Below are 2,217 nucleotides of genomic sequence, written 5' to 3'. Positions count from 1 at the left end.
AAGATCACGACTAGCCCCAACAACAGCAAAAACATTTTTCTTATCCAAAAAAGCCCATATCAATTTTTGATCCATTATCACCCCAATTTTTAGGTTTTTAACTTCAATTTGAATGTTTTGTTTATTTTTCTTTATGAGTTATTGCGTTAACGGGGCATTTCTTCTCACATTCCAAACAAAACTTACAGCTTTTAGGATTCACCACCACAGGCATATCGTCAAGCCATTCTATCACTCCAAAGCTACATGCTTTAACACATTCTTTACATCCAACGCACTTTTCATAGTTTATTTCCATCTCTACAGTCAATTTTTTCGGTCCTAAAGGTAGCGCGTTATTTTCTGCTCCAATAACTGCTTGGGCATTACGCCGACGATCCTATCTACAAGTTTACCATTCTGGAAAACCAATAGCGTTGGGATGCCCATTATCTGGTATTGCATGCTAACTTCGTGGTTTTCGTCCACGTTCAACTTTCCAAATAGGATTTGCCCAGCATAATTTCTTGCCAACTCCTCTATTACTGGAGCGATCATGCTACAAGGACCACACCAAGGTGCCCAGCAATCGATAACCACTAGCGGATGACTCTGAATTATTTCCTTAAATGTCACGTCAGTCACCGTGATAGGTTTACTGAACACCATCGTCTTTTTGGGAGTCTCACTTTTCTTTATAATCTCCCGTAATTTTGCTCTTTTAATTCTTTCTAATTCCCTGTCCTCTTCGTCCTCCAACTAAACACCTCTGTGTTTCTTGCAAAGGGAGAAAATATATTTTAACTTTTTCATCAAACTTTACACGATCAAGTTTTAAACGAAAACTTCTAACTTTATATAACTGTTTAATCCATTATAAACTATGGTAGAAAGAAGTAAGGATTGGCTGGATCAAGCAGAAGGAGATCTTGATCACGCTAAAAATGATTTAAGGTGTGGATTTTATGATTGGGCTTGGTTTTCCGCACAGCAGTCAGCTGAAAAGGCTTTGAAGGCTGTTTTTCAAAAATTAGGAGCCGAAGCGTGGGGACATTCTGTGTATGATTTGTTGAAGAATTTAAAGGAAAGAATGATTGTTGATGACAAGCTGCTAGAGTATGCGCTAGAACTTGATAAAGTATATATCCCAGCCAGATGCCCAAATGCTCATCTTCTTCCCCTAGGAGAAGATATGCCAAAAAGGAGGCGGAGAGGCTTATTGGATGCATAGAAGAGATCTTCGAGTTCTGCAGGAGGGGTATTTTATCCAAAATTTAGCTTGGAGGAAGTCATTCAGAGAGTAAGAGAGACGGCTTTAGAATTTTGCGAAAGACTTGGAATAGAAAAAATTGTGCTTTTCGGGTCCTATGCAAAAAGGAGCATACTGTAGCAAGCGATGTTGACTTGCTTGTTGTTGTAGATGGGAAAAAATGTAGCGTGGATGAGGCGTATAGAACTTTAATGATGAACATAAATCTTCCAAGAGTTGAATTGCATATGCTGTCTGAGAAAGATTACGAACTTATGAAGAACTCCAGATGGATAAAAACCATAGAAAGAGAAGGAATTTCGATACTATAATTTCGTTTAAAAACTACAAAAGCGAAGGGTTAACCTCGTATAGTATTCCATCTCTTGAAAAGTTGCGTAGGCATGGGCTTATTACCCCTCCTGCCTTTAGTTCAACGATTATTTTGTCTATACTTGTTTTTAACTGTAACTTTTGCGAAATATCCCTGAGCAGCTGAGGAGTGATTTTCTTGACCGCAAAAGAAGTTTTTGAACTGCTTATTTCACTTCTAATTTTACAGAAAAGTTTCAAAATGTTTTCAGCCTCTCTTTCTCTGATATCTTCAAGGTACTTCTTGATGGCGTATTCAGGTCGCCACTCTCCTGTTTCCTCAGCGTGTGCAACAAGATTTTGAATGACATTCGGCATTTCGTATACTTCTCCCGCTTGTAATGTGAGTATGCTGTCCTCCCAAGCTAACGACGCACTGTATTTCGACAACATTCTCGTTGGAATTAATAGTCTCTGATTATAGGCTAGGAGTAAAATGTCTTCTTTTGCCTCTTTATCGCAGTCTATTTCTTCATAGTAAATTCTGCCATTTTTGGATGCTAAAGAAAGTAATGCTGCTAGTGAATTAACCTCTACGCCGGGATACCTCGTTTTTAAGGCACTGCTCAACTTATTTAGATTATTCACTGTTGCACTCTCTTGCGTGCATCACAAAA

General features: G+C 38.5%; 4 protein-coding genes and 1 pseudogene. 2 read left to right on the top strand and 3 right to left on the bottom strand.

Going from position 1 to position 2,217, the window contains the following annotated elements; genetic code table 11:
* Nucleotides 1-121: 121 nt before the first annotated feature.
* Both ACUVXA_RS19975 and trxA read right to left on the bottom strand, forming a co-directional pair.
* Entirely contained in the window at nucleotides 122-310 is a 189-nt protein-coding gene (locus ACUVXA_RS19975; protein WP_445873048.1) for a 4Fe-4S binding protein, read from the bottom strand.
* Nucleotides 311-321: 11 nt separating this feature from the next.
* Nucleotides 322-648: a thioredoxin gene (gene trxA, locus ACUVXA_RS19970; RefSeq protein WP_445873049.1), complete on the bottom strand. Its 327-nt coding sequence runs from the start codon at nucleotides 646-648 to the stop codon at nucleotides 322-324.
* A gap of 214 nt (nucleotides 649-862) precedes the next feature.
* Here trxA and ACUVXA_RS19965 point away from each other — a divergent pair.
* Nucleotides 863-1,257, top strand: a pseudogene (locus ACUVXA_RS19965) (HEPN domain-containing protein).
* Between the two features lie 45 nt (nucleotides 1,258-1,302).
* The gene (locus tag ACUVXA_RS19960) at nucleotides 1,303-1,560 is read left to right on the top strand and encodes a hypothetical protein (protein WP_445873047.1); all 258 of its coding nucleotides are present in this window, start codon (nucleotides 1,303-1,305) and stop codon (nucleotides 1,558-1,560) included.
* A gap of 13 nt (nucleotides 1,561-1,573) precedes the next feature.
* Here the strand turns inward: ACUVXA_RS19960 and ACUVXA_RS19955 are convergent, their stop codons facing one another.
* Nucleotides 1,574-2,188: a hypothetical protein gene (locus ACUVXA_RS19955; protein ID WP_445873046.1), complete on the bottom strand. Its 615-nt coding sequence runs from the start codon at nucleotides 2,186-2,188 to the stop codon at nucleotides 1,574-1,576.
* Nucleotides 2,189-2,217 lie beyond the last annotated feature (29 nt).

It is taken from the genome of Candidatus Jordarchaeum sp. (assembly GCF_052745115.1).
Note: the sequence above shows the minus strand (reverse complement) of the source record. Positions and strands in the feature narration are given on the sequence as shown.